This is a genomic window from Leifsonia xyli, from assembly GCA_001647635.1.
In the GTDB taxonomy this organism is placed as follows: domain Bacteria; phylum Actinomycetota; class Actinomycetes; order Actinomycetales; family Microbacteriaceae; genus Leifsonia; species Leifsonia xyli_A.
The window spans coordinates 822,530-843,954 of record CP014761.1 but is presented as its reverse complement, the minus strand read 5'-3'; the positions used below and the strand labels follow the sequence as shown (position 1 = coordinate 843,954).

Here is a 21,425-nt window from a genome sequence, read left to right as displayed (position 1 = left end):
GACCTCCGTGCGTCAGGCCGGAGTCGGCGCGGGGGCGTCGTCCGGCGTTGCGACCTCGCCGCTCCGGCCGCGGGCGCCCGCCTGACGACGCTCGCTCCGCACCGCGAGGGCGGCGGCGCCGAGGATGCCCGCGTTGTTGCGGTGCACCGCCGGCACGATCGGCGTCTTGAGCTTCAGCAGCGGCAGGAACTCCTGGTAGTTCTTGGACACGCCGCCGCCGACGATGAAGAGGTCCGGGGTGAAGAGGAACTCCACCTTCGAGTAGTACTTCTGCAGGCGCTTCGCCCACTTCTCCCAGCTGAGGTCTTCGCGTTCCTTCGCCGAGTAGGCGGCGCGCGACTCCGCGTCGTGGCCGTCGATCTCGAGGTGCCCGAGCTCCGCGTTGGGGATGAGGATGCCGTCGTAGATCAGAGCGGATCCGATCCCGGTGCCGAGCGTCGTCATGATGACGAGGCCGTCCTTGCCCTTCGCGGCGCCGAACCGCGTCTCGGCGTAGCCGGCGGCGTCGGCGTCGTTGACGAAGTGGATGTCGCGCTCGAGCGCCTTCTCGAACAGGTTCTCGGCGTGCAGCCCGATCCAGTCCTTGGCGACGTTCGCGGCGGACAGGGTCACGCCGTGGCTGACGATCGCCGGGAAGCACACGCCGACGGGCGCCTCCGGCTCCTCCTTGGCCAGCTGGTCGACGATCTCCTTCGTCGTCTCGACGATGTCGTCGGGCTTGCCGCCCGCGGGGTGGGCAGCTTGACCCGGTCGCTGAGCAGCTCGCCGGTCGACAGATCGACCAGAGCCCCCTTGATCCCCGTGCCGCCGATGTCGATGCCGATCGCGTGCTTCTGCGAAGTCATGCCTCGAATCTACCGCGCCCGCAGCGGTCGCCGCTGGCCGGGGCGTTAGGGGAGCGTGAGGATTTCCGCACCCCGCTCGGTCACGACCAGCGTGTGCTCGAACTGGGCCGTGATGCTGCGGTCCTTGGTGACGACCGTCCAGTCGTCGGGCCACATCTCCCACTCGTGCGTCCCGAGCGTGAGCATCGGCTCGATGGTGAACACCATTCCCGGCTCCATCACGTCGTCGAACGCGGGCGCGGCGTCGTAGTGGGGGATGATCAGTCCGGTGTGGAAGGCCGCGCCGACGCCGTGGCCGGTGAAGTCGCGCACCACGCCGTAGCCGAAGCGCTTCGCATACGACTCGATCGCGCGGCCGATGACGTTGACCTGACGGCCGGGCGCGACCGCCTTGATGCCGCGGTTCAGCGCCTCGCGCGTGCGGTCGACCAGCTGGGTGACCTCGTCGGACGCGGTCCCGGCGATGAAGGTCTGGTTGCTGTCGCCGTGGAAGCCGTTCTTGTACGCGGTGATGTCGATGTTGACGATGTCGCCCTCCTCGATCACCGTGTCATCGGGGATGCCATGGCAGACGACCTCGTTGACCGAGCTGCAGATCGACTTCGTGAAGCCGCGGTACCCCAGCGTGGAGGGATACGCGTCGTGGTCGAGCAGGAACTCGTGCCCGATCGCATCCAGCTCCTCGGTGGTCACGCCGGGTCGGACGTTCTCGCCGACCAGCGCGATCGCCTGCGCCGCGATGCGGCCGGACTCGCGGATGAGCGCCACCTCGTCGGGCGTGTAGACGTCGCCGCGGGTGTACGGCGCGGGACCGGGACGGCCGACGTACTCCGGCCGCGGGATGCGGCTCGGCACCGGGCGCATCGGTGTGACGCGGCCGGGGATGAGGTGACCGGCGGAATCCTTGGGCATACGATCAACTCTATGACGAGCGACGAGTACGGCATCAAGCAGGACGCCGAGCACAAGTACTGGTACAACATGAAGACCGGCGAGGTGGAGCAGGGCTTCCTGTCGCCGGCTCCGAACCGCGTCGGTCCGTTCGACACGCGCGAAGAGGCGGAGCACGCGCTCGAGAAGCTCCGCGAGAACTCCGCCAAGTGGGCCGAGGAGGACGCGGAGGAGAACCGCTAGAAGCTGTGCTCCTCGGTGGGGAAGGTGCGGTTCTGCACATCCGCCTTGTAGGCGCGCGCAGCATCCCCGAGGATCGTCTTCAGGTCGGCGTACTGCTTCACGAAGCGCGGAACGCGACCCGTCGACAGGCCGGCCCAGTCGGTCCACACCAGCAGCTGGCCGTCGGTGTGCGGGCCGGCTCCGACGCTGATCGTCGGGATGCGCAGCTCGGCCGTCACGCGCTTCGCCACCTCGGCGGGCACCATTTCGAGCACCACGGCGAACGCCCCGGCCTCCTCGACGGCGTGCGCATCGGCCAGCACCTGCTCGGCGGCGTCGCCGCGCCCCTGCACCAGGTGTCCGCCGAGCCCGTGCTCGCTCTGCGGCGTGAACCCGATGTGCGCCATCACAGGAATGCCCGCCTCCACGATGCGGCGGATCTGCTCCGCGCTGCGCCGACCGCCCTCCAGCTTGACCGCGTGCGCGCCGGTCTCCTTCATGAAGCGGACGGCGGTGTGCAGCGCCTCCAGCGGCCCGGTCTCGTACGAGCCGAACGGCATGTCGGCCACCACGAACGCGCGCTTCACGGCCTTGGCGACCGCGCGGGTCAGCGGGATGAGGTCGTCGATGGTGACCGGAAGCGTCGTGTCGTAGCCGAGCACGTTGTTGCCGGCGGAGTCGCCGACGAGCAGGAAGTCGATGCCGGCCTCGTCGAAGATCTGAGCGGTCAGCATGTCGTAGCTGGTCAGGCCGGTGAACGGAGCGCCCTCCTCCTTGGCCGCCTGGAAGTGTCGGGTGCGTACCCGCTTCAGCGACTGCATCGACGAAGACGAGGGATGGACGGAGGGCACCGGTGACTGCTCGCTCATGTCGTCAGTCTAGTGACGGGGAAACGGCCGGTGAGTCAGACGGGTACGGGCTCGTGGAGCCCGCGCTTCGAGGCGGCTGAAGCCAACTTGTTGTCGAAGGTGACCAGCGGAATGTCGTTGCCGACGGCGACGGCGAGGGCGCAGGCGTCGGGCATGGTGAGGCGGTGTTCGGCGCGAAGGCGTGCGAGGATCAGCGGTTCGTTCGGTCCCAGGGTCGTCGGTGTGACGCCGAAGCGGCGAAGGTCCTCGAAAGCCTCGAGAGCCTGACCCTCGCGCTCGGGATTGATGAGCGCTTCCGCCAGGTTGACCGGGTGCACGAGGTACCGGCTGCCGACCTCGAAGACATCCTTCGCCGCGGAGTGGTGGACGTCCCACGGATCCAGAAGGGCGATCAGGACACCCGCGTCCACCGCGAATGTCACTCGGGCCAGCCTTCGCGAATGGAGGCGAGGCTTTCCGTGAACATTCCGGCGTACTTGGCGCTCATGCGATCCAGCGCGGCGCGGCGCTCCTCGATCTCTCGGTCCCGCTGCTCGCGGACGCTCCGCTCGCCGGCCTCGATCAGGTGCAGCAGCAGCTTGCCGTCGCTCTCGTCGGACCATGTCTCGCGTGCGGTCTCGAGAGCGCGCACGACGGCTGGCGTATGGGTCACCTGAGTCCGGAGCAACGTGGTCGGCATTCCGCAAGTGTACCACCGCCCAGAACCGTGTTGCACCGCGTGTCGCGACCCTCCACCCACTAGTCTGGAACCGGCCGAGGAAAGGGGCAGGATGGACAAGCAGCGCGACTTCGTTCTTCGTACGATCGAGGAGCGTGGCGTCAAGTTCGTGAGGCTGTGGTTCACCGATGTCGTCGGCACGCTGAAGTCCGTCGCGATCGCCCCGGCCGAGGTCGAGGGCGCGTTCAGCGAGGGCCTCGGCTTCGACGGGTCGGCCATCGAGGGTCTGACCCGCGCCTACGAGTCCGACCTCCTGGCGCTTCCCGACGCGACCACCTTCCAGATCCTGCCGTGGCGCGGCGAGATCGACCCCACCGCGCGCATGTTCTGCGACATCACGACGCCCGACGGCCAGCCCGCGGTCTCCGACCCGCGCAACGTTTTGAAGCGCACGCTCGAGAAGGCGGCCGACCGCGGCTTCACCTTCTACACGCATCCCGAGATCGAGTTCTACCTGCTCAAGTCGTCCTCGTTCGGCGAAGAGGGGCCTGAGCCCGTCGACTCGGCCGGCTACTTCGACAACGTCCCCGGCGGCACTGCCCACGACTTCCGCCGCCGCTCGGTACGGATGCTCGAAGACCTGGGCATCTCGGTCGAGTTCAGTCATCACGAGGCCGGCCCGGGTCAGAACGAGATCGACCTGCGTTACGCCGACGCGCTGACGACCGCCGACAACATCATGACCTTCCGCACGGTGATCAAGGAGGTGGCGATCGAGCAGGGCGTGTACGCGACCTTCATGCCGAAGCCGCTCCAGGGCCACCCGGGCTCGGGCATGCACACGCACATGTCGCTCTTCGAGGGCGACACGAACGCGTTCTTCGAGCCGGGCGCGCAGTACCAGCTGTCGAAGATCGGCCGCCACTTCATCGCCGGCCTCCTGCGTCACGCGCCCGAGATCACGGCGGTGACCAACCAGTTCGTCAACTCCTACAAGCGCCTGTGGGGCGGCGACGAGGCGCCCAGCTTCGTGAGCTGGGGCCACAACAACCGCTCGGCGCTCGTCCGCGTTCCGCTGTACAAGCCGAACAAGGGGCAGAGCTCCCGGGTCGAGTACCGGGCGATGGACTCGGCGGCCAACCCCTACCTCGCGTTCTCGCTGCTCCTCGCGGCGGGTCTCAAGGGCATCGAGGGCCAGTACGAGCTCCCGCCGGAGGCCGAGGACAACGTCTGGGCCCTCTCGGACGGCGAACGCCGCGCCCTCGGCTACAGCCAGCTGCCGGCCAGTCTCGACCACGCGATCTCGCTCATGGAGGACTCGGAGCTCGTCGCCGAGACGCTGGGGGAGCAGGCGTTCAACTACGTGCTCCTCAACAAGCGGCGGGAGTGGTCGGAGTACCGCGCGCAGGTCACCCCCTTCGAGCTCCGGACCAACCTCGAGATCCTCTGACCGCTGACGAAGTGACCCGGCAGCAGCTCTCTCTCACCGCCCTGGCGCGTGCCGGGTTCGTGGGGCTGAGCTCGGTCCGCGGCGAGCTGGACGAGCTCGCCGACCTGACCGGGCTCGACCCGGAGGAGCTGACCGGCGCGATCTCCGCGGCCGCCGATCCGGACACGGCGCTCGCCTGGGCGCTGCGGCTGCTGCGGCAGGCGCCCGACCGTGCACGTCCGCGGTTCGCCTCCGTCGAGGACGCCCGCCGGCTGTTCCGGGTGATCGGCGCGTCGGAGGGCATCGCCGAGTTCTTCCTGCGCCAGCCGCAGGAGCTCGACGCTCTCGCGCATCCCGTCGCCTCGCTGCCCGGGCCCGACGAGCTGAGGGCAGACCTCCTGGAGGCCGTGGATGCGGTCGACGGCGTCGCGGCCGACGCCGACGAGCGCGCCTGGACCGCCCTGCGCGTCCGCTACCGCCGTCGGCTCGTGCAGCTGGCAGCCTTCGATCTGGAGCAGGCGGATCCCGTCGCCGGGTTCGACGCTGTCGCCGCCGCCCTCAGCGACCTCGCCTCCGCCGCGCTGGAGGCGTCGCTGGCCGTCGCCCGCCGCATGACCATCGGCTCCGGCCCCGGCCGCTTCCCCGAGCGGCAGGTGCGGGCCACCCCGTTCGCCGTGATCGGGATGGGCAAGGCCGGCGCCCGGGAGCTCAACTACCTCAGCGACGTCGACGTCATCTTCGTCACGGAGGGCGTCGAGTCCGCGGGACTGGAGCCCGGCCGAGCCGTCGACATCGCGACGCGCCTCGCGATGCTCACGATGCGCGGCATCCACGAGCCCGCCATCGAGCCCGGCCTCTGGGAGGTCGACCCCAACCTGCGGCCCGAGGGCAAGGACGGCGCGCTCGTCCGCACCCTCGACTCTCACATCGCGTACTACGACCGCTGGGCGAAGGGCTGGGAGTTCCAGGCGCTCCTGAAGGCGCGCCCGCTCGCCGGCGACCCCGGCCTGGGCGACCGGTACGTCGCGGCGCTGTCTCCGAAGGTGTGGAGCAGCGCCTCCCGTGAGAACTTCGTCGAATCGGTGCAGCGGATGCGCGAGCGCGTCACCGACAACATCCCGGACGACGAGGTGCACTACCAGCTGAAGCTCGGGCCCGGGGGGCTGCGCGACGTGGAGTTCACCGTGCAGCTGCTTCAGCTCGTCCACGGCCAGACGGACGAGGAGGTGCGCCAGCGCGACACGCTGTCCGCCCTCGCCGCGCTCGCCGCGCAGGGCTACATCGGCCGCGAGGAGTCCGCCGCCTTCTCGCACGACTACCGCAGCCTGCGCCTCATGGAGCACCGACTCCAGCTGCGCCGGCTGACGCGCACCCACCTCATGCCGCGCGATGAGGCCGACGTGCGCATCCTCGCCCGTGCCACCGGTCTCGCGCCGAACGCAGACCAGCTCCTCGTCGCCTGGAACGAGATCAAGCATCGCGTGCGCGGCCTGCATGAGCGGCTCTTCTACCGTCCGCTTCTCAGCGCCGTCGCCTCCACCTCGGTCGAGGACGCGCGACTGGCCGGGGGAGTCGGCCTCACCAGCGCCCAGGCCGAGGCGCGGCTCGCGGCGATCGGCTTCCGCGACCCGCGTGGAGCGCTCGGCCACATCGCCGCGCTCACCAGCGGCGTCTCCCGCCGGGCGACCATCCAGCGCCACCTGCTGCCGGTCATGCTGCAGTGGTTCGCCGACGGCCCCGACCCCGACTACGGCCTCCTCACCTTCCGCCGCCTCAGCGAGGAGCTCGGCGGCACGCACTGGTACCTCCGGATGCTGCGCGACTCCACCGGCGCCGCCGAGCGCCTGACCCGCGTGCTGTCGGGCTCGCGCTTCGCGGGCGAACTGCTCGGCCGGATCCCGGAGTCCGCGGCGTGGCTGGAGTCGGAGGACGAGCTGCGCCCCCGGTCGGCGGCGCTGCTGCGGGACGAGACGGCGGCGATCCTCGGGAGGCACGAATCCGTCGACACCGCCGCGACCGCGATCCGGGCCATGCGCCGACGCGAGATCCTGCGGCTGGCGGTGTCGGGCATCCTCGGCTTCGCGACCATCGACGAGCTGGCGCGGGGCCTGAGCGACGTCACCGAGAACACCATCGACGGCGTACTGCGGGCGATCCGTGCCGCCAGAGACGACGCCGACCAGCTCGAGTTCGCGGTGATCGGGATGGGTCGGTTCGGCGGACGCGAGCTCGGTTTCGGCTCCGACGCCGACGTCATGTACGTCTTCCGCCCGCTCGCGGCGGACCAGGAGGCGGCCAACCGCGCGGCCCTGACCATCGTCTCCGAGCTGAACCGCCTGACCGAGGACAACCGCCTCCCGCTCGACCTCGACATCGGGCTGCGTCCGGAAGGGAAGAACGGCCCGCCGGTCCGCTCGCTCGAGTCGTACCGCGCGTACTACTGCCGCTGGTCGTTGACCTGGGAGGCGCAGGCGCTGCTCCGAGCCCGCGGCGTCGCCGGCGATGCGGCCCTGCTCGCGGACTTCGCCGAGCTCGCCGACGAGGTGCGGTATCCCGCGTCGATCGGCGAGCAGGAGGTGCGCGAGGTGAAGCGCATCAAGGCCCGGGTCGAGAACGAGCGCCTCCCGCAGGGCGCCGATCCCTCCCGCCACCTCAAGCTCGGCCGCGGCTCGCTGAGCGACGTGGAGTGGTTCGTGCAGCTCATCCAGCTGGAGCACGCCTCCGCCGTCCCCGCGCTGCGCACCCCATCCACCCTGGAGGCCCTGACCGCTGCCGCCGCCCACGGCTTCGTGTCGGCGGAGGACGCGACCCGGCTGCGCGACGCCTGGATCTTCGCGTCCCGCACCCGCTCGGCGATGACCCTCTGGACGAATAAGACCGCCGACGTCCTGCCTTCGGACCGGGTGGCGCTGGACGGCGTCGCCCGCCTGATGGAGTACCCGCCCGGCTCGGCGAGCCGGCTGGAGGAGGACTACCTCGCGGTCACCCGCCGCGCGCGCCAGGTCTTCGAGCGCGCCTTCTACGGCGCTCCGCAGCGGCCGACGCCGACGGCGTGATGCTCGCGCCGGCGACGGGAGAACCGCGCGTTTCGGGGAGGTAAATTCCGGCCGGACCGGGTTGCCGCATCCGACCGCGGCCCCCACACTGGGGCCACCCGGTCCCCGACGACGTGGATGCATCCGACCCTCCCGAACCCGGAGGTGCATCATGTCGACCAATTCTCTTCGCTTCTGGGCCCGCAGCCGGACCAATGCCCGCTTGACGGCCGTCGCCGCCCTGGTGCTCGCCGCGTGCCTCGTCGCCGTGTCCTGGTTCGTCTGGTCGACGCCCGAGAACCCGGTGCGGAAGGTGGCGGACACCGTCATCGCCGCCACGAATCCGCTCGCCGCCCAGAACGCCCAGTTGAGGAAGAAACTGAACGCGACCACGAGCACCGTGGCCAGCCAGTCCGCCAAGCTGAAGCACCAGGCCGCGGCGGCCGCTGTCGCCGCGGCGGCGCACGCCAAGGAGATGGCGTCCGCGCAGCAGCAGCTCGCGGCGGCCCAGCAGGAGATCGCCCAGCTGAAGGCGGACGGAGCCGACGGTTCGGGAGGATCGGCGTCGGGAGGCGCCTCGTCGACGGGTGGCTCCGCGCATCCCTCGACGGGTGGAGGGACCGGGCACACCCAGCCCGCAGCGGTCACGGCGCCCAGTCGGGACACCCTCCTGCATCCGGACAAGCGCTACTTCGGGATGTTCACCGAACAGGCCCCGTTCAACTGGGCCACGTTCGACGCGACGTCCAAGAAGATCGGCGTGCAGCCGAACGTCGTCGGGTACTTCAGCGGATGGGATGAGAACTTCCGCGCGAACGCCGTCACGCGCGCGTGGCAGAAAGGCCGACTCCCTTTGCTCACCTGGGAGTCGCGCCCGATCGCCGCCGCGAACAACTCGAACTCCGCCCCCGACTACTCGCTGCCGAAGATCATCGACGGGGGCTTCGACGCGTACCTGCACCAGTACGCGAAGGACATCATCGCCACCGGCCTGCCCCTCGCCATCCGCCTCGACCACGAGATGAACGGCACCTGGTACCCGTGGTCGGAGCTCAACGGCAGCAACAAGCCGATCAATGGCAACAACGTGGGCGACTACGTGAGGATGTGGCGGCATGTCCACGACATCTTCCAGGAGGAGGGCGCCAACAGCCTGGTGATCTGGGTATGGGCGCCGAACATCATCAACAACATGCAGCCGGCGTCGCACGCGACGCAAGCGTTCCTGAACGGCTACTACCCGGGCGACGCGTACGTCGACTGGGTGGGACTGTCGGGCTACCTGCGCCCGCCGTGGCGTGCCGGCAACGACTTCACGTTCTCGTACACCTACGACTCCAGCCTGAATCAGCTGCGGGCGCTCACGACCAAGCCGATCCTCCTCGCCGAGGTCGGCGCCTCGGAGACCGACGGCCACAAGCCGGCCTGGGTGAAGAGCTTCTTCGACGGCTTCGCGGACCCCAAGAACGCGGACATCATCGGCTTCAGCTGGTTCAGCCTGGCGATCACCAGCTACGTCGGAGGCGAACGCTCGACCAACGACTGGCGTATCGACTCCCGCTCGGACTCGCTGGCAGCGTTCTCGCGGGGGATCTCGAGGCCGGACACCGGGTTCGCGCTGATACCGGCGGATTGACACGCCCGCATATCGACGGAGATCCGGCCGTTGTCGGGAGGATTGTCCATCCCGACCGCGGCCCTCGGACTTCCTCGGCCCGACATCCGACGTTGCGCAGGACCGGCGGATACGCGGAAGGGCCGCACCCCTCGCGGGATGCGGCCCTTCTGTGATACCTGACGCGGATCAGACCCCGTAGTACAGCTCGTACTCGAACGGGTGCGGACGCTGCGCGAGGGGCTTGATCTCCTTCTCGCGCTTGTACTCGATCCAGGTCTCGATGAGCTCCGGGGTGAACACGCCGCCCGCGGTGAGGAAGTCGTGGTCGGCCTCGAGCGCGTCGAGGGCCTCGCCGAGCGACGCCGGCACCTGGGGGATGTTCTTGGCCTCCTCCGGCGGGAGCTCGTAGAGGTCCTTGTCGACCGGCTCGTGCGGCTCGATGCGGTTCTTGATGCCGTCGAGGCCCGCCATCAGCTGGGCGGCGAACGCGAGGTACGGGTTGCCGGAGGCGTCGGGCGCGCGGAACTCGATGCGCTTCGCCTTCGGGTTGGAGCCCGTGATCGGGATGCGGATCGACGCCGAGCGGTTGCCGGCCGAGTAGACCAGGTTGACCGGGGCCTCGAAGCCGGGGACCAGGCGGTGGAAGGAGTTCACCGTCGGGTTCGTGAAGGCGAGCACCGCGGGGGCGTGCTTGAGCAGGCCGCCGATGTACCAGCGGGCGACGTCCGACAGGCCGCCGTAGCCGGCCTCGTCGTAGAACAGAGGCTTGCCGTCGTTCCACAGCGACTGGTGGGTGTGCATGCCCGAGCCATTGTCGCCGAACAGCGGCTTCGGCATGAACGTCGCCGTCTTGCCCCACTCGCTCGCGGTGTTCTTCACGATGTACTTGAACTTCAGGATGTCGTCGGCAGCGTGGACCATCGTGTCGAACTTGTAGTTGATCTCGCCCTGGCCGGCGGTGCCGACCTCGTGGTGCGAGCGCTCGACCTCGAGGCCCGCCTCGATCAGCTTGAGGACGATGTCGTCGCGCAGGTCGGCGTGCTGGTCGACCGGCGAGACGGGGAAGTAGCCGCCCTTGTACGGGGTCTTGTTGGCGAGGTTGCCGCCCTCTTCGGTGCGACCCGAGTTCCAGGCGCCCTCGCTGGAGTCGACGGAGTAGAAGCTCGAGTGCTGGTTCACCTCGTAGCGGACGTCGTCGAAGATGTAGAACTCCGCCTCCGGGGCGAAGAACGCGGTGTCGGCGATGCCCGTCGACGCCAGGTACTTCTCCGCCTTCTTCGCGACCTGACGCGGGTCCTTCGCGTAGATCTCGCCGTTACGCGGGTTGTAGATGTCGAACACCATGATCAGGGTGCGCTCGGCGCGGAACGGGTCGACGTAGGCGGTCGACACATCCGGGATGAGCTGCATGTCGGACTCGTGGATCGACGCGAAACCGCGGATCGAGGAGCCGTCGAACAGCTGGCCGACGGAGAAGAAGTCCTCGTCGACGGTAGCGGCGGGGATGTTGAAGTGCTGCTGCACACCGGGAAGGTCGGTGAAGCGGATATCAAGGAACTTGACGTCGGTGTCCTTGATGAACTTGAGCACCTCGGAAGAATCACGGAACATGCGGACGACTCCCAATGGCTTTGCGGGTGACCGGACTGCGCGTGCAGCCCACGGGTCCAACGTAGGGGAGGCCGTTTCCCCGCGGTCACGCCAATGTTTCGAGCATGTTACGCGTACCCCGGCCGGGTAGACTCGGCGGGTGCCGCAGAACCCGTCGAACCGCCCCGGCGACATTGCCCCCAGCCGCTATCCGGGCGAGCGACTCGGGCTTCCGGAGGCCGGTCCGCGATCGGTTGGTCGCTTCGGCCGACGTATCGGGGCGATCGCCGTGGACTGGGCGATCGCGTCCTTCCTGTCCTTCGCGTTCTTCCACTACGACCAGTGGGCGACGCTCGGCCTCTTCGCGCTGCTGCAGATCGTCTTCATCCCGACCATCGGCGGCAGCCTCGGCCACCGCATCTTCGGGCTGCGCGTCGTCGCGATCCGCGGCGGCTGGGTCGGCGTCTGGCGCCCGATCGTCCGCACGGTGCTGCTGTGCGTGGTGATCCCGGCGCTCGTCTGGGACTCGGACCAGCGCGGCTTCCACGACAAGGTCGCCGGAACCGTCCTCATCCGCGGCTGAGCGGCTCGGCAGCCGGGAGGCGCCTTCGGGTCAGCGCGCCCGCTGCGCGCGGACCTTCATCGGGTCGATGCCCTTCGGGATCGGCATCTGGTTCTCCATCGACTGGAGGCGGTTGCTGATCGCCAGGACCTCGGCCTTGGTGAGGGTCGGCTTGATCTTCGCGAGCGTGCGCGGCACCTTGTGCAGCGGCACCGAGTCGGCGTCCGGGCCGACGCTGATGATCGTGACCGGGACGTTCGGGAGCACGCGGTTGACCTTGCGGCGCTCCTCGTCGACCATGCGCTTGGTGCGGGTCGCCGGGCCTTCGCTGATGAGCACGACGCCACCGCGCCCGGTCGCCCGGTACACCGCGTCCTGCGTCTTGCCGTTGACAGCGACGGGCATCTCCGAGCCGCGCCAGCTGCGCTTGAGCGACGACCGCAGCACGGCGCCCACCGCGCCCGGCTGGCCCTCGATCTGCGAGTACGCCGCGCGCTCGGCGCGGCGGCCGAGGATGATGAGCGCGATCAGGACGCCCGCGAGCACGCCGGCGAGGATCCACAGCACCATCGTGAAGACGTTGCCGCCCGAGAGGAACACCGCGAGCAGTACGCCGACGATGATCGGCAGGACAGCCCCCAGGACGATGTAGAGGACCGCGCGGTCGTCGTAGCGACGGGTCATCTGGAAGACCTGCCACATCTGCTTCAGACGGCCGGGCTCCTTGGTGGACTTGTCCTTTGCCATAGCTCCAAGGATACCGGCTCGGCGGTGTTCCAGATGACCCGTTCGCTGCTGGGGGAGACCTCTCAGGAGACGGCCTGGGCGAAGCCGAGGGAGGCGTCCGCGAGGTGCCGGAGGTGGTCGGGGACCGGCCGCCCCTTAGCCTGCATCGACTGCGCCCACAGCCTCCCTGCGCGGTACGACGAGCGCACCAGCGGACCGGCCAGCACGCCGAGGAACCCGATCTCCTCGGCCTCCTCCTTGAGCTCGACGAACTCGTCGGGGTGCACCCAGCGTGCGACCGGCAGGTGCCGCGGGCTCGGCCGCAGGTACTGCGTGATCGTGATGATGTCGGTCCCCGCGTCGTGGAGGTCGCGGAGGGCGGTGCTGATCTCGTGCCGCTCCTCGCCCATCCCGAGGATGAGGTTCGACTTCGTGATCAGGCCGGCGTCGCGTCCCTGGGTCAGCACGTCGAGCGAGCGCTCGTAACGGAAGGCGGGACGGATGCGCTTGAAGATGCGCGGGACCGTCTCGACGTTGTGCGCGAACACCTCGGGACGCGCGTCGAACACCCGGCCCAGGTGCTCCGGGTTGCCGGAGAAGTCCGGCACCAGGATCTCGACCCCGGTGCCGGGGGACTGGCGGTGGATCTCGCGGATCGTCTCCGCGTAGAGCCACGACCCTTCGTCCTCCAGATCGTCGCGCGCCACGCCTGTCACCGTGGCGTAGCGCAGCCCCATCCGCTCGACGGACTCTCCGACGCGACGAGGCTCGTCGCGGTCGAACTCCGCCGGCTTGCCCGTGTCGATCTGGCAGAAGTCGCAGCGGCGGGTGCACTGCGAGCCGCCGATGAGGAAGGTCGCCTCGCGGTCCTCCCAGCACTCGTAGATGTTCGGGCAGCCGGCCTCCTGGCAGACGGTGTGCAGCTCCTCGGACTTGACCAGGTTCTGTAGTTGCCGGTATTCCGGGCCCATCTTCGCCTTGGTCTTGATCCATTCGGGCTTGCGCTCGATCGGCGTCTGGGCGTTGCGGACCTCGAGGCGCAGCATCCGGCGCCCCTCAGGTGCGGCGCTCACGCGACGGCCCCGGCAGGGGTGAACTCGAGGTCGAAGGCCTCCTGCACCAGCGGTGCGACGTCCTGCGGCGTGACGGTCCGGCCGAGCACGCGTGAGATCGTCGTCACCCCGGCGTCGCGGATGCCGCACGCGACGATCCGGTCGTAGGCGTCGAGGCTGTTCGAGCAGTTGAGCGCGAAGCCGTGCATGGTGACGCCCTCGGCGACACGGATGCCGATGGCGGCGATCTTCTCGTCGCGTGTGGCTCCGGGATTGTGCTCGGGCAGCATCCACACGCCGGAGCGGCCCTCGACCTGCACACCGGTCACGCCGACGCGTGCGAGCACGTCGATGAGGACGCGTTCCAGCGCACGGACGTAGCCGACGACGTCGATGGGGTCGTGGAGGCGGAGGATCGGGTACCCCACGAGCTGCCCCGGCCCGTGCCAGGTGATCTTGCCGCCGCGGTCGACGTCGACGACGGGGGTTCCGTCGGTCGGACGCTCGTCCGGCGCGGTGCGCTTGCCGGCGGTGTACACCGGCGAGTGCTCGAGGAGGATGACGGTGTCTGGCGCCCGGCCTGCGACGACGGCGGCGTGCAGGGCACGCTGCTGTTGAAGGGCCTCGAGATACGGCACGGAGTTGGCGCTTAGCCCCGTGACGTCATACGTGGTCACGGGGTCAGTCTATGCGCGGATCCGGCGGGAGTTGTCCACAGGCAGAGGTTAGGCCCGGTTGTCCACCGATTCGGGTCTACTCGGGTCGCCGGTTGCGCGGTCGGCTGGGATGGAGTCGTGATCAGAACTTCGCGCTCCTCTCGTTCCCTGTCGGCCGAGCCCTCGGAGTCCTTTCGCGTTGCCGTGCAGCTCGCGAAGGCCGAAGGATGGCAGCTCGATGCCTCGTGTCGTCCGCCGGACGTCGGTCCCGAGGCGCGGGTCGTCGTGACCGGCGCCGTCTCGGGCAGGCGCTGCCTGCTGCGCGTTCGCGAGAGACGAGGACCCGATCCGGTGGAGGCGGCCGCCCGCGAAGGTGCGGCGTCCGAGCACGTGGTCGGCGTGGTGCGGCTGGTCGGTGACTGCCGCGTCCGCGGGCGGGACTGGGAGGCGGTGCTGTTCGTGTATCCGGAAGGCGGCGACCTTGCGCGTCGGCTGACGCGCGGCGACGGCCTCCGGGGCGGCGAGGCGGCGACCGTGCTGCTCGGCGTCGCCGACGGTGTCGCGGCGCTGCACCGGGCCGGGTGGGCGCGCCCGGGCCTGAGCCCCAGCGGAGTCGTGTTCGCCGCGGACGGCTGTCCGGCGCTGGATGAGCTGGATGGGGTGGTGCCGTACGAACCGGAGGCGGCGGTCGCTGATGCCGAGGCGTTCTACGGACTCGCGCGGACCGTGTGCCTCCAAGTAGTCGACGGAACCGGGATGACGCTTCTCGGGGCCGTCGAGCGCGGGCTGCGGCGGGGGAGGTGGGAGCACGTGGAGTCATCGGTGCTCGCGGCCGTGGCGCCAGAGCCCGTCAGGCTGCAGGAGCACGCGAGTGGTGTCGACGCAGTCGGCTCCGAGGTCTCTCGCCGGGCGTCCCGAAGCGGCGGTGCGCGAGGAGCTCTGATGTCGGCGATGGAGTTCCTGGATGGCGAGCCCGCCCGCACAGTGGGCCGTCGGTTGGGCGCATGGGCCCGGAGGCGTCCGGCCGTGGTCGCGGTCGGGTCCGTGCCGCTGATCGCTGCGGTGGCGATCGCCGCGCTGCTGCCGGCGACCCCGGCGGAGAGCGCGGGAGCGACCGCCGGACTCGCCGGCTCGAGCGCTGGGGCGACGAGTGCGCCGCCCGGGGCGGTCGCCCCGACGACGGCGCCGAGCGCTGCTGCGGCGGCGTCGAGCGCTGCGTCTGGGGCGCCGAGCGGTGCGCCTGCGGCGTCGTCGGCGCCGCGGGCATCCGGATCCGACGGGATGGACACCGCCGACCCGGTGGTGGCGGCGGCCGCCGTGCTGGAGGCTCGACACGCCTGCTTCGTCGAGCGGCCGGCCGCTCCGGCCTGCTTGGCTCGGGTCCTCGACGCGGAGCCCGCCTTCGTCGCGCAGGAGACAGACGCGATGAATCGACCGGGATCGGCCGACGAGCGCGACTTCGAGGGCGCGTCCGTGAGCCTCGTGGAGCGATGGGGCGATGCAGCGCTGATCGCGGCGGCGCCCGACGCCTCTCGCACCCCGAAAAGCGAACCGGCCTCGCTCCTGCTGGTGAGGAGCGAGGCCGGTTGGCGGCTACGGGCGGTGTACCCGTGAGCGGGTCAGATGCCGAGGTTGCCCTCGAAGTTGCCGCCCTCGAGACGGTTCTTGACCGCGACGAGGAAGCGGGCCGCGTCGGCGCCGTCCACGATGCGGTGATCGTACGAGAGGGCCAGGTAGACCGTCGAGCGGATCGCGATCGAGTCCGTGCCGTCGGCCGAGACGACGACCGGCTTCTTCACGACGATGCCGGTTCCGAGGATGGCGACCTGCGGCAGGAACACCAGCGGCGTGTCGAACAGCGCGCCGCGCGAGCCGGTGTTCGTGACCGTGAACGTTCCGCCCGCGAGCTCGTCCGGCTTGAGGCGGTTGTCGCGGGTGCGCTCGGCGAGGTCGGCGATCTCCTTCGCAAGGGTGGCGATGTCGAGCTCCGACGCGTTGCGCACGACGGGGGTGAGCAGGCCGCGCTCGGTGTCGACGGCGATCGAGATGTTCTCGTGGTCCGGGTAGACGATGCTGTCGCCGTCGACCGTGGCGTTGATGACGGGGTACGTCTTCAGCGCCTCCGCAGCGGCCAGGGTGAAGAACGGCAGGAACGAGAGCTTCACGCCGGTCTTCGCCAGGAAGTCGCCCTTCACGCGGTCGCGGAATGCGGCCACCTTGGTGACATCCACCTCGACGACGGTGGTCAGCTGCGCGGTCGACTGCATCGAGACGACGGCGCGCTCGGCGACGACCTTGCGCAGACGCGACATCGGCTGCGTGGTCCCGCGCAGCGGCGAGACTTCGGGGGCCGGCGCGGCGGCGGGAGCAGCCGAACCGGACGCGGCGGGAGCAGCGGCCTGGAGGATGTCCTCCTTGCGGATGCGTCCGCCGACACCGGTGCCGCTGACGGTCGACAGGTCGACGCCCTGCTCGTTGGCGAGCTTGCGGACGATCGGGGTCACGTACCCGGCGTTGCCGGCGTGCGCGCCCGACGTCTGGGCGGGAGCTGCCTGAGCAGGAGCAGCCTGAGCGGGCGCAGCGGCGGGCTGAGCGGGAGTCGCGGGGGCCGCGGCAGCGGGCTGCGCCGGGGCAGCGGGCGCGGCCTGCTGCGGAGCGGCCTGCTCAGGGGCGGACGGCTGGGCCGGCGCCTCCTGGACGGGAGCGGCCTGCTGAGCCGGCGCCTCCTGTGCGGAAGCAGCCTGAGGCGCCTCCTGGGCCGGAGCAGCAGGAGCCGGAGCGGCCTGCGGGGCCTCCTGGGCCGGAGCAGCCTGCGGAGCAGCCTCGGCCGGAGCAGCCTCGGCCGGAGCGGCCTCAGCAGCCGGGGCGGCGGGGGCCTCGGCGCCTGCGCCGGAGCCGTCGCCGATCGTCACGAGCGGGGTGCCCACCTCGACCGTCTCGTCCTCCTGCACCAGGATCGCCTCGACGACGCCGGCCACCGGCGACGGGATCTCGGTGTCGACCTTGTCGGTCGAGACTTCGAGCAGGGGCTCGTCCACCTCGACACGGTCGCCAACGTTCTTCAGCCAGCGGGTGACCGTGCCTTCCGTGACGCTCTCGCCGAGCGCCGGGAGGCTGACGGATTCGCTCATGAGCTTTTCTCCTTCAAACCTGATCGTTCAGTAGCTTATTGCAGCCGGGTCCGCCCGCGGCGGACCCGGCTGATCGTCCTAGAGGGTGTGCAGCGGCTTGCCCGCGAGGTACAGGAAGGCCTCGCCGAGCGACTCGTTCTGCGTCGGGTGCGCGTGGATGAGCGGCGCGATGTCCTCGGGGTACGCCTCCCAGTTCACGGCCAGCTGCGCCTCGCCGATGAGCTCGCCGACGCGGGCTCCGATCATGTGCACGCCGAGCACGGGGCCGTCGTTCAGACGGACGACCTTCACGCTGCCGTTGGTGCCGATGATCTCGCTGCGGGCGTTGCCCGCGAGGCTGTAGTCGTAGCTGCTCACCGCGTCGGCGCCGTACTTCTCGGCCGCCTTCGCCTCGGTGAGGCCGATCGAGGCGACCTCGGGGTCGCAGTAGGTCACCTTGGGGATGTTCACGTCGGGGACGACGATCGGGTTGAGGCCCGCGATCTCCTCCGCGACGAAGATGCCCTGCTGGAAGCCGCGGTGGGCGAGCTGCAGGCCGGGGACGATGTCGCCGACGGCGTAGACGCCCGGGATGTTGGTGTGGAGGCGCTCGTCGGTGATGACGAACCCGCGGTCCATGGTGATGCCGACCTCGTCGAAGCCGAGACCCTGGGTGAGGGGGCCGCGGCCGACGGCCACGAGCAGCAGGTCGGCCTCGATCGTGTTGCCGTTCTCGAGGGTGACGACCACGCCGTTCTCGTTCTGGGTGACGCCCTGAAAGCGCACACCCAGGCTGTAGTCGATGCCGCGGCGGCGGAAGGCGCGCTCGAGCGACTTGCTGATCGACTCGTCCTCGTTCGGGACCAGGTGGGGGAGCGCCTCGATGATCGTGACGTCGGAGCCGAACGACTTCCAGACACTCGCGAACTCGACGCCGATGACGCCGCCGCCGAGCACGGCGACCTTCTTGGGGACGAAGTCCAGCTCGAGCGCCTGCTCGCTGGTGATCACGCGGCCGCCGATCTCGAGGCCCGGAAGCGAGCGCGAGTAGGAGCCGGTGGCGAGGATGACGTTCTTGCCGACGATCGTGTCCTCGCCGACCTGCACGGTGGTCGGGGAGACCAGGCGGCCCTCACCCTCGATCACGGTGATGCCGCGGGCCTTCACGAGGCCCTGAAGGCCCTTGTACTTCTTGGCGACGATGCCCTGGCGGTACTGGGTGACGCCGTTGATGTCGACGCCCTGCAGCTCGGTCACGATGCCGTACTTCGCCGACTCGCGCGAGTAGTCCGCGATCTCTGCCGCGTGGAGCAGCGCCTTCGTCGGGACGCAGCCGCGGTGCAGGCAGGTACCTCCGACCTTGTCCTTCTCGATCATGCCGACGGTGAAACCGAGCTCGGCCGCACGCAGCGCTGCTGCGTAGCCTCCACTCCCACCGCCGAGCACCACAATGTCAAAGTTCTGCTCAGACACCCAGCTACTCCCTCGCGCATCAGATCATGTGACACGAAGCCGCCCAGAGGGGATGGCTCCGGGAGGCATGTTGATAGGCGGGTTTTCCCGCCCATACGACCCTACTACTTCCCGGAAATGCTCTCGGCCAGACGGATGAGCGCCCGTACGCTGACGGCGGACGGTCCTTTGCCGGTGAAGCCGTACGGCGCGGCCGGGCTCTTCGCGGGGCCCGCGATGTCCAGGTGCGCCCAGGGGATACGCGGCGCGTCGTCCTCGGCGCCGGTCCGTCCGATGAACTCCTGCAGGAAGACGCCGGCCAGCAGGGCGCCGCCCGCGGTGTTGCCCGGATTGGCGTTGGCGATGTCGGCGACGTCCGAGTTGATCGTGGCGCGGAGCTCACCCGGAAGCGGCATCGGCCAGAGCAGCTCGCCGGTCTCCTTGCCTGCGGTGAGCACGTCGTCCACGAGGTCGTCGGAGCCCATGACGGCGGCGTAGCGAGTGCCCAGCGCGACCATCGCGGCTCCGGTCAGGGTGGCGACGTCGACGATGGCGTCCGGCTGCTCCTCGCTCGCGGCGACCAGACCGTCGGCGAGCACGAGGCGGCCCTCGGCGTCGGTGTTCAGCACCTCGACGGTGCGGCCGCCGCGGATGCGGAGCACGTCGTTCGGACGGATGGCGGAGCCGGACGGCATGTTCTCGGCGAGGCAGAGCCACGCGGTGACCTTCACCGGGAGCGCGAGACGCGCGGCCGCGAGGGCTACGGCCAGCACGGTCGCCGCGCCGGTCATGTCGTACTTCATGCCGACCATGCCGGTGGCGGGCTTGAGGGACAGGCCGCCGGAGTCGAAGGTGATGCCCTTACCGACCAGAGCGAGATGACGGGGGGCACCCTCCGGGGCGTAGGTGACCTTGACCAGGCGCGGCGCGCGCGTGGACCCCTGGCCGACGCCCAGGATGCCGCCGAAGCCGTCGGCGGCGAGCTCCTGCTCGTCCCACACCTTCACGGTGACCGGGAGGCCGGAGGACGCCTCGGAGGCACGCTCGGCGAACGTCTCGGGGTAGAGATCGAGAGGAGGAGTGTTGACCAGGTCCTTGACCAGGGACGCGGCCTCGGCGACGGCGGTGGCGCGCACGGCCAGCGCATCGGCGTCGACCGCGGAGCCGTCTGCCGAGCCGTCCGAGGCGAGGTCTCCGCCGAGCACCTCGATCGACGCGACCGGGTCCTTCGTCGCCGCCCGGCTCTTCTCGCGGTACTCCGTGAAGGCGTACGCGCCGAGGGCCGCGCCCTCGGCGATCGCGCCGAGCTGCTCCCCGTCGACGGCCGGCAGGTCGAGCGCGACAGCGGACGTGCCGGCGAGCTGGCGCACCGCACTTCCAGCGGCGTAACGCAGCCCGTCCACGCCGTCCTCCGGCAGGCCGACCACCGCGAGCGACGGACCGTCGCCCGACCCGGGCAGCCGCACGAGCTCGTCCTTGCCTCCCGCGAAGCCGACCTCGCGCAGCTGCTGGGCCAGCTCCTCCCGGCGCTCGCCGGAGAGCACGGCGATGCCGTCGCGTCCGTTCCGGGCGGCCACGACGAGCACATCGGCGGACGCGGTGGGGGTGGAGGAGAGGGTCACAGTCAGCGCGGGAACGGTCATGAGTCGACCCTAACCCGGTGTTCGCTGTGGGCGTTCCCGGCAGCGGTCACAGACAGGTTCGCGGCGCGGGGTCCGCTCTAGAGTTGAGATATGCGAGACCCCCGTCGACTCTTCGAGCTCAACCCGGCGCTCCAGGTGCCGGAGGGCCTGCCGCTGGTTGCGGGCCTCACCGGCTTCGCGGACGCAGGCTCCGGGGTCAGCCAGCTCGGCACCTATCTCCTCGGTACGCTCGACAGCGAGGTCGTCGCCACGTTCGACGCCGACATCCTGCTCGACTACCGCGCGCGTCGCCCGATCATCTACTTCGACCAGGACCACCTGACCGACTACCAGCCGGCCACGCTCAAGCTGTACCTCGCCTACGACGAGCTCCGCCAGCCGTTCCTGCTGCTCTCCGGCTTCGAGCCCGACTTCCGCTGGGAGGCCTTCACGGAAGCCGTGCTCGGCCTCATCGAGCAGTTCAAGGTGAAGAGCATCACCTGGGTGCACTCCATCCCGATGCCCGTCCCGCACACGCGCCCCATCGGCGTCACCGTGAGCGGCAACCGGCAGGACCTGATCGACTCCATGTCGATCTGGAAGCCGCACACGCAGGTGCCCGCCAACGCGCTGCACCTCCTCGAGTACCGGCTGCAGCAGCTGTCGTACCCGATCGCCGGATTCATCCTCCTCATCCCGCACTACCTCGCCGACACGGAGTACCCGGCCGCGGCCGTCGCCGCCCTCGACTCGATCAGTGCGGCCACCGGGCTCATCTTCCCGACCGACCGGCTCCGCCAGGAGGACCGGGACTTCATCGCCAACATCGACGAGCAGGTCGCAGGCAACACCGAGCTGGGCCGCCTGGTCGGCACCCTGGAGGAGCGGCACGACTCCTATATGGAGGACACGCAGGTGCGCTCGCCGCTGACCGACAGCGACGGCGAGCTCCCGACCGCCGACGAGATCGCGGCCGAGCTCGAGAACTTCCTCGCCTTCCGCCGTCACGGCGACGAGGAGAACGGCCGCGGCGACCGCTGAGCGCACACCGCGCCTCCCGGCCCGGCCGAGCACATGCATAGCCGGGC

The 21,425-nt window shown here is 70.0% G+C and carries 18 protein-coding genes and 1 pseudogene; 7 read left to right on the top strand and 12 right to left on the bottom strand.

The window, feature by feature from the left end; all coding sequences use genetic code 11:
- Positions 1 to 12 precede the first annotated feature (12 nt).
- Together A0130_04185 and A0130_04180 are read right to left on the bottom strand one after the other, a co-directional pair.
- Positions 13 to 845 (bottom strand): annotated as a pseudogene (locus A0130_04185) (polyphosphate glucokinase).
- A 45-nt stretch (positions 846 to 890) separates the two neighbouring features.
- Positions 891 to 1,757: a type I methionyl aminopeptidase gene (locus A0130_04180; protein ANF30985.1), complete on the bottom strand. Its 867-nt coding sequence runs from the start codon at positions 1,755 to 1,757 to the stop codon at positions 891 to 893.
- Positions 1,758 to 1,769: 12 nt separating this feature from the next.
- On the opposite strand from A0130_04180, the gene A0130_04175 reads away from it, so the two are divergent.
- A complete protein-coding gene (locus A0130_04175) occupies positions 1,770 to 1,979 on the top strand; it encodes a hypothetical protein (GenBank protein ID ANF30984.1) in 210 nt (69 codons plus the stop codon).
- On the opposite strand, the gene A0130_04170 is transcribed toward A0130_04175, so the two are convergent.
- The 3 genes from A0130_04170 to A0130_04160 are packed head-to-tail and all read right to left on the bottom strand — an operon-like array spanning position 1,976 to position 3,458.
- Positions 1,976 to 2,827, bottom strand: coding sequence for a 3-methyl-2-oxobutanoate hydroxymethyltransferase (locus A0130_04170; GenBank protein ID ANF30983.1), 852 nt, complete (start codon positions 2,825 to 2,827; stop codon positions 1,976 to 1,978). The two genes, A0130_04175 and A0130_04170, sit on opposite strands and share 4 nt — an antisense overlap.
- 35 nt (positions 2,828 to 2,862) lie before the next feature.
- Positions 2,863 to 3,249, bottom strand: coding sequence for a hypothetical protein (locus tag A0130_04165; GenBank protein ID ANF30982.1), 387 nt, complete (start codon positions 3,247 to 3,249; stop codon positions 2,863 to 2,865).
- Positions 3,246 to 3,458, bottom strand: coding sequence for a hypothetical protein (locus A0130_04160; GenBank protein ANF30981.1), 213 nt, complete (start codon positions 3,456 to 3,458; stop codon positions 3,246 to 3,248). Before A0130_04160 ends, A0130_04165 begins: the two co-directional genes overlap by 4 nt.
- 139 nt (positions 3,459 to 3,597) lie before the next feature.
- Here A0130_04160 and A0130_04155 point away from each other — a divergent pair, with 139 nt between their 5' ends.
- The 3 genes from A0130_04155 (at position 3,598) to A0130_04145 (ending at position 9,585) form a co-directional block, all read left to right on the top strand.
- Positions 3,598 to 4,935 (top strand): glutamine synthetase, encoded by a 1,338-nt coding sequence (locus A0130_04155; GenBank protein ANF30980.1) that lies wholly within the window; start codon positions 3,598 to 3,600, stop codon positions 4,933 to 4,935.
- A complete protein-coding gene (locus A0130_04150; protein ID ANF33285.1) occupies positions 4,932 to 7,970 on the top strand; it encodes a bifunctional glutamine-synthetase adenylyltransferase/deadenyltransferase in 3,039 nt (1,012 codons plus the stop codon). The genes A0130_04155 and A0130_04150 overlap by 4 nt, the downstream gene beginning before the upstream one ends.
- 151 nt (positions 7,971 to 8,121) lie before the next feature.
- Positions 8,122 to 9,585, top strand: a complete 1,464-nt coding sequence (locus A0130_04145; protein ID ANF30979.1) for a hypothetical protein — start codon at positions 8,122 to 8,124, stop codon at positions 9,583 to 9,585.
- A gap of 168 nt (positions 9,586 to 9,753) precedes the next feature.
- Here the strand turns inward: A0130_04145 and A0130_04140 are convergent, their stop codons facing one another.
- Entirely contained in the window at positions 9,754 to 11,178 is a 1,425-nt protein-coding gene (locus A0130_04140) for a type I glutamate--ammonia ligase (GenBank protein ANF30978.1), read from the bottom strand.
- A 139-nt stretch (positions 11,179 to 11,317) separates the two neighbouring features.
- Here A0130_04140 and A0130_04135 point away from each other — a divergent pair, with 139 nt between their 5' ends.
- Positions 11,318 to 11,740, top strand: a complete 423-nt coding sequence (locus A0130_04135) for a transporter (GenBank protein ANF30977.1) — start codon at positions 11,318 to 11,320, stop codon at positions 11,738 to 11,740.
- 30 nt (positions 11,741 to 11,770) lie between these two features.
- Here A0130_04135 and A0130_04130 read toward each other — a convergent pair whose 3' ends face one another.
- The 3 genes from A0130_04130 to A0130_04120 form a co-directional block, all read right to left on the bottom strand.
- Positions 11,771 to 12,466, bottom strand: a complete 696-nt coding sequence (locus A0130_04130; GenBank protein ANF30976.1) for a hypothetical protein — start codon at positions 12,464 to 12,466, stop codon at positions 11,771 to 11,773.
- A 62-nt stretch (positions 12,467 to 12,528) separates the two neighbouring features.
- Positions 12,529 to 13,518, bottom strand: coding sequence for a lipoyl synthase (locus tag A0130_04125; GenBank protein ANF30975.1), 990 nt, complete (start codon positions 13,516 to 13,518; stop codon positions 12,529 to 12,531).
- Complete coding sequence (locus A0130_04120) at positions 13,515 to 14,174, bottom strand: lipoate--protein ligase B (GenBank protein ID ANF30974.1); 660 nt, start codon at positions 14,172 to 14,174, stop codon at positions 13,515 to 13,517. Before A0130_04120 ends, A0130_04125 begins: the two co-directional genes overlap by 4 nt.
- Before the next feature lie 330 nt (positions 14,175 to 14,504).
- Here A0130_04120 and A0130_04115 point away from each other — a divergent pair, with 330 nt between their 5' ends.
- On the top strand, positions 14,505 to 15,767 hold the full coding sequence (locus tag A0130_04115; GenBank protein ID ANF30973.1) for a hypothetical protein: 1,263 nt from the start codon (positions 14,505 to 14,507) through the stop codon (positions 15,765 to 15,767).
- Positions 15,768 to 15,772: 5 nt separating this feature from the next.
- Here A0130_04115 and A0130_04110 read toward each other — a convergent pair whose 3' ends face one another.
- The 3 genes from A0130_04110 to A0130_04100 form a co-directional block, all read right to left on the bottom strand.
- The gene (locus tag A0130_04110; GenBank protein ANF30972.1) at positions 15,773 to 17,284 is read right to left on the bottom strand and encodes a dihydrolipoamide succinyltransferase; all 1,512 of its coding nucleotides are present in this window, start codon (positions 17,282 to 17,284) and stop codon (positions 15,773 to 15,775) included.
- A gap of 78 nt (positions 17,285 to 17,362) precedes the next feature.
- Positions 17,363 to 18,736 carry a dihydrolipoyl dehydrogenase gene (locus A0130_04105; protein ANF30971.1) on the bottom strand — a complete coding sequence of 458 codons (1,374 nt, stop codon included), beginning with the start codon at positions 18,734 to 18,736 and terminating at the stop codon, positions 17,363 to 17,365.
- A gap of 104 nt (positions 18,737 to 18,840) precedes the next feature.
- Positions 18,841 to 20,358 (bottom strand): leucyl aminopeptidase, encoded by a 1,518-nt coding sequence (locus A0130_04100; protein ID ANF30970.1) that lies wholly within the window; start codon positions 20,356 to 20,358, stop codon positions 18,841 to 18,843.
- Positions 20,359 to 20,448: 90 nt separating this feature from the next.
- Between A0130_04100 and A0130_04095 the strand changes: the two genes are divergently transcribed.
- Complete coding sequence (locus A0130_04095; protein ID ANF30969.1) at positions 20,449 to 21,378, top strand: hypothetical protein; 930 nt, start codon at positions 20,449 to 20,451, stop codon at positions 21,376 to 21,378.
- The last annotated feature ends 47 nt before the right edge of the window (positions 21,379 to 21,425 follow it).

Coding starts and splice junctions, on each gene's coding strand:
- A0130_04180 (ANF30985.1), bottom strand. CDS start 1,757: ATGCCCAAGGATTCCGCCGGTCACCTCATCCCCGGCCGCGTCACACCG.
- A0130_04175 (ANF30984.1), top strand. CDS start 1,770: ATGACGAGCGACGAGTACGGCATCAAGCAGGACGCCGAGCACAAGTAC.
- A0130_04170 (ANF30983.1), bottom strand. CDS start 2,827: ATGAGCGAGCAGTCACCGGTGCCCTCCGTCCATCCCTCGTCTTCGTCG.
- A0130_04155 (ANF30980.1), top strand. CDS start 3,598: ATGGACAAGCAGCGCGACTTCGTTCTTCGTACGATCGAGGAGCGTGGC.
- A0130_04145 (ANF30979.1), top strand. CDS start 8,122: ATGTCGACCAATTCTCTTCGCTTCTGGGCCCGCAGCCGGACCAATGCC.
- A0130_04140 (ANF30978.1), bottom strand. CDS start 11,178: ATGTTCCGTGATTCTTCCGAGGTGCTCAAGTTCATCAAGGACACCGAC.
- A0130_04130 (ANF30976.1), bottom strand. CDS start 12,466: ATGGCAAAGGACAAGTCCACCAAGGAGCCCGGCCGTCTGAAGCAGATG.
- A0130_04110 (ANF30972.1), bottom strand. CDS start 17,284: ATGAGCGAATCCGTCAGCCTCCCGGCGCTCGGCGAGAGCGTCACGGAA.
- A0130_04100 (ANF30970.1), bottom strand. CDS start 20,358: ATGACCGTTCCCGCGCTGACTGTGACCCTCTCCTCCACCCCCACCGCG.
- A0130_04095 (ANF30969.1), top strand. CDS start 20,449: ATGCGAGACCCCCGTCGACTCTTCGAGCTCAACCCGGCGCTCCAGGTG.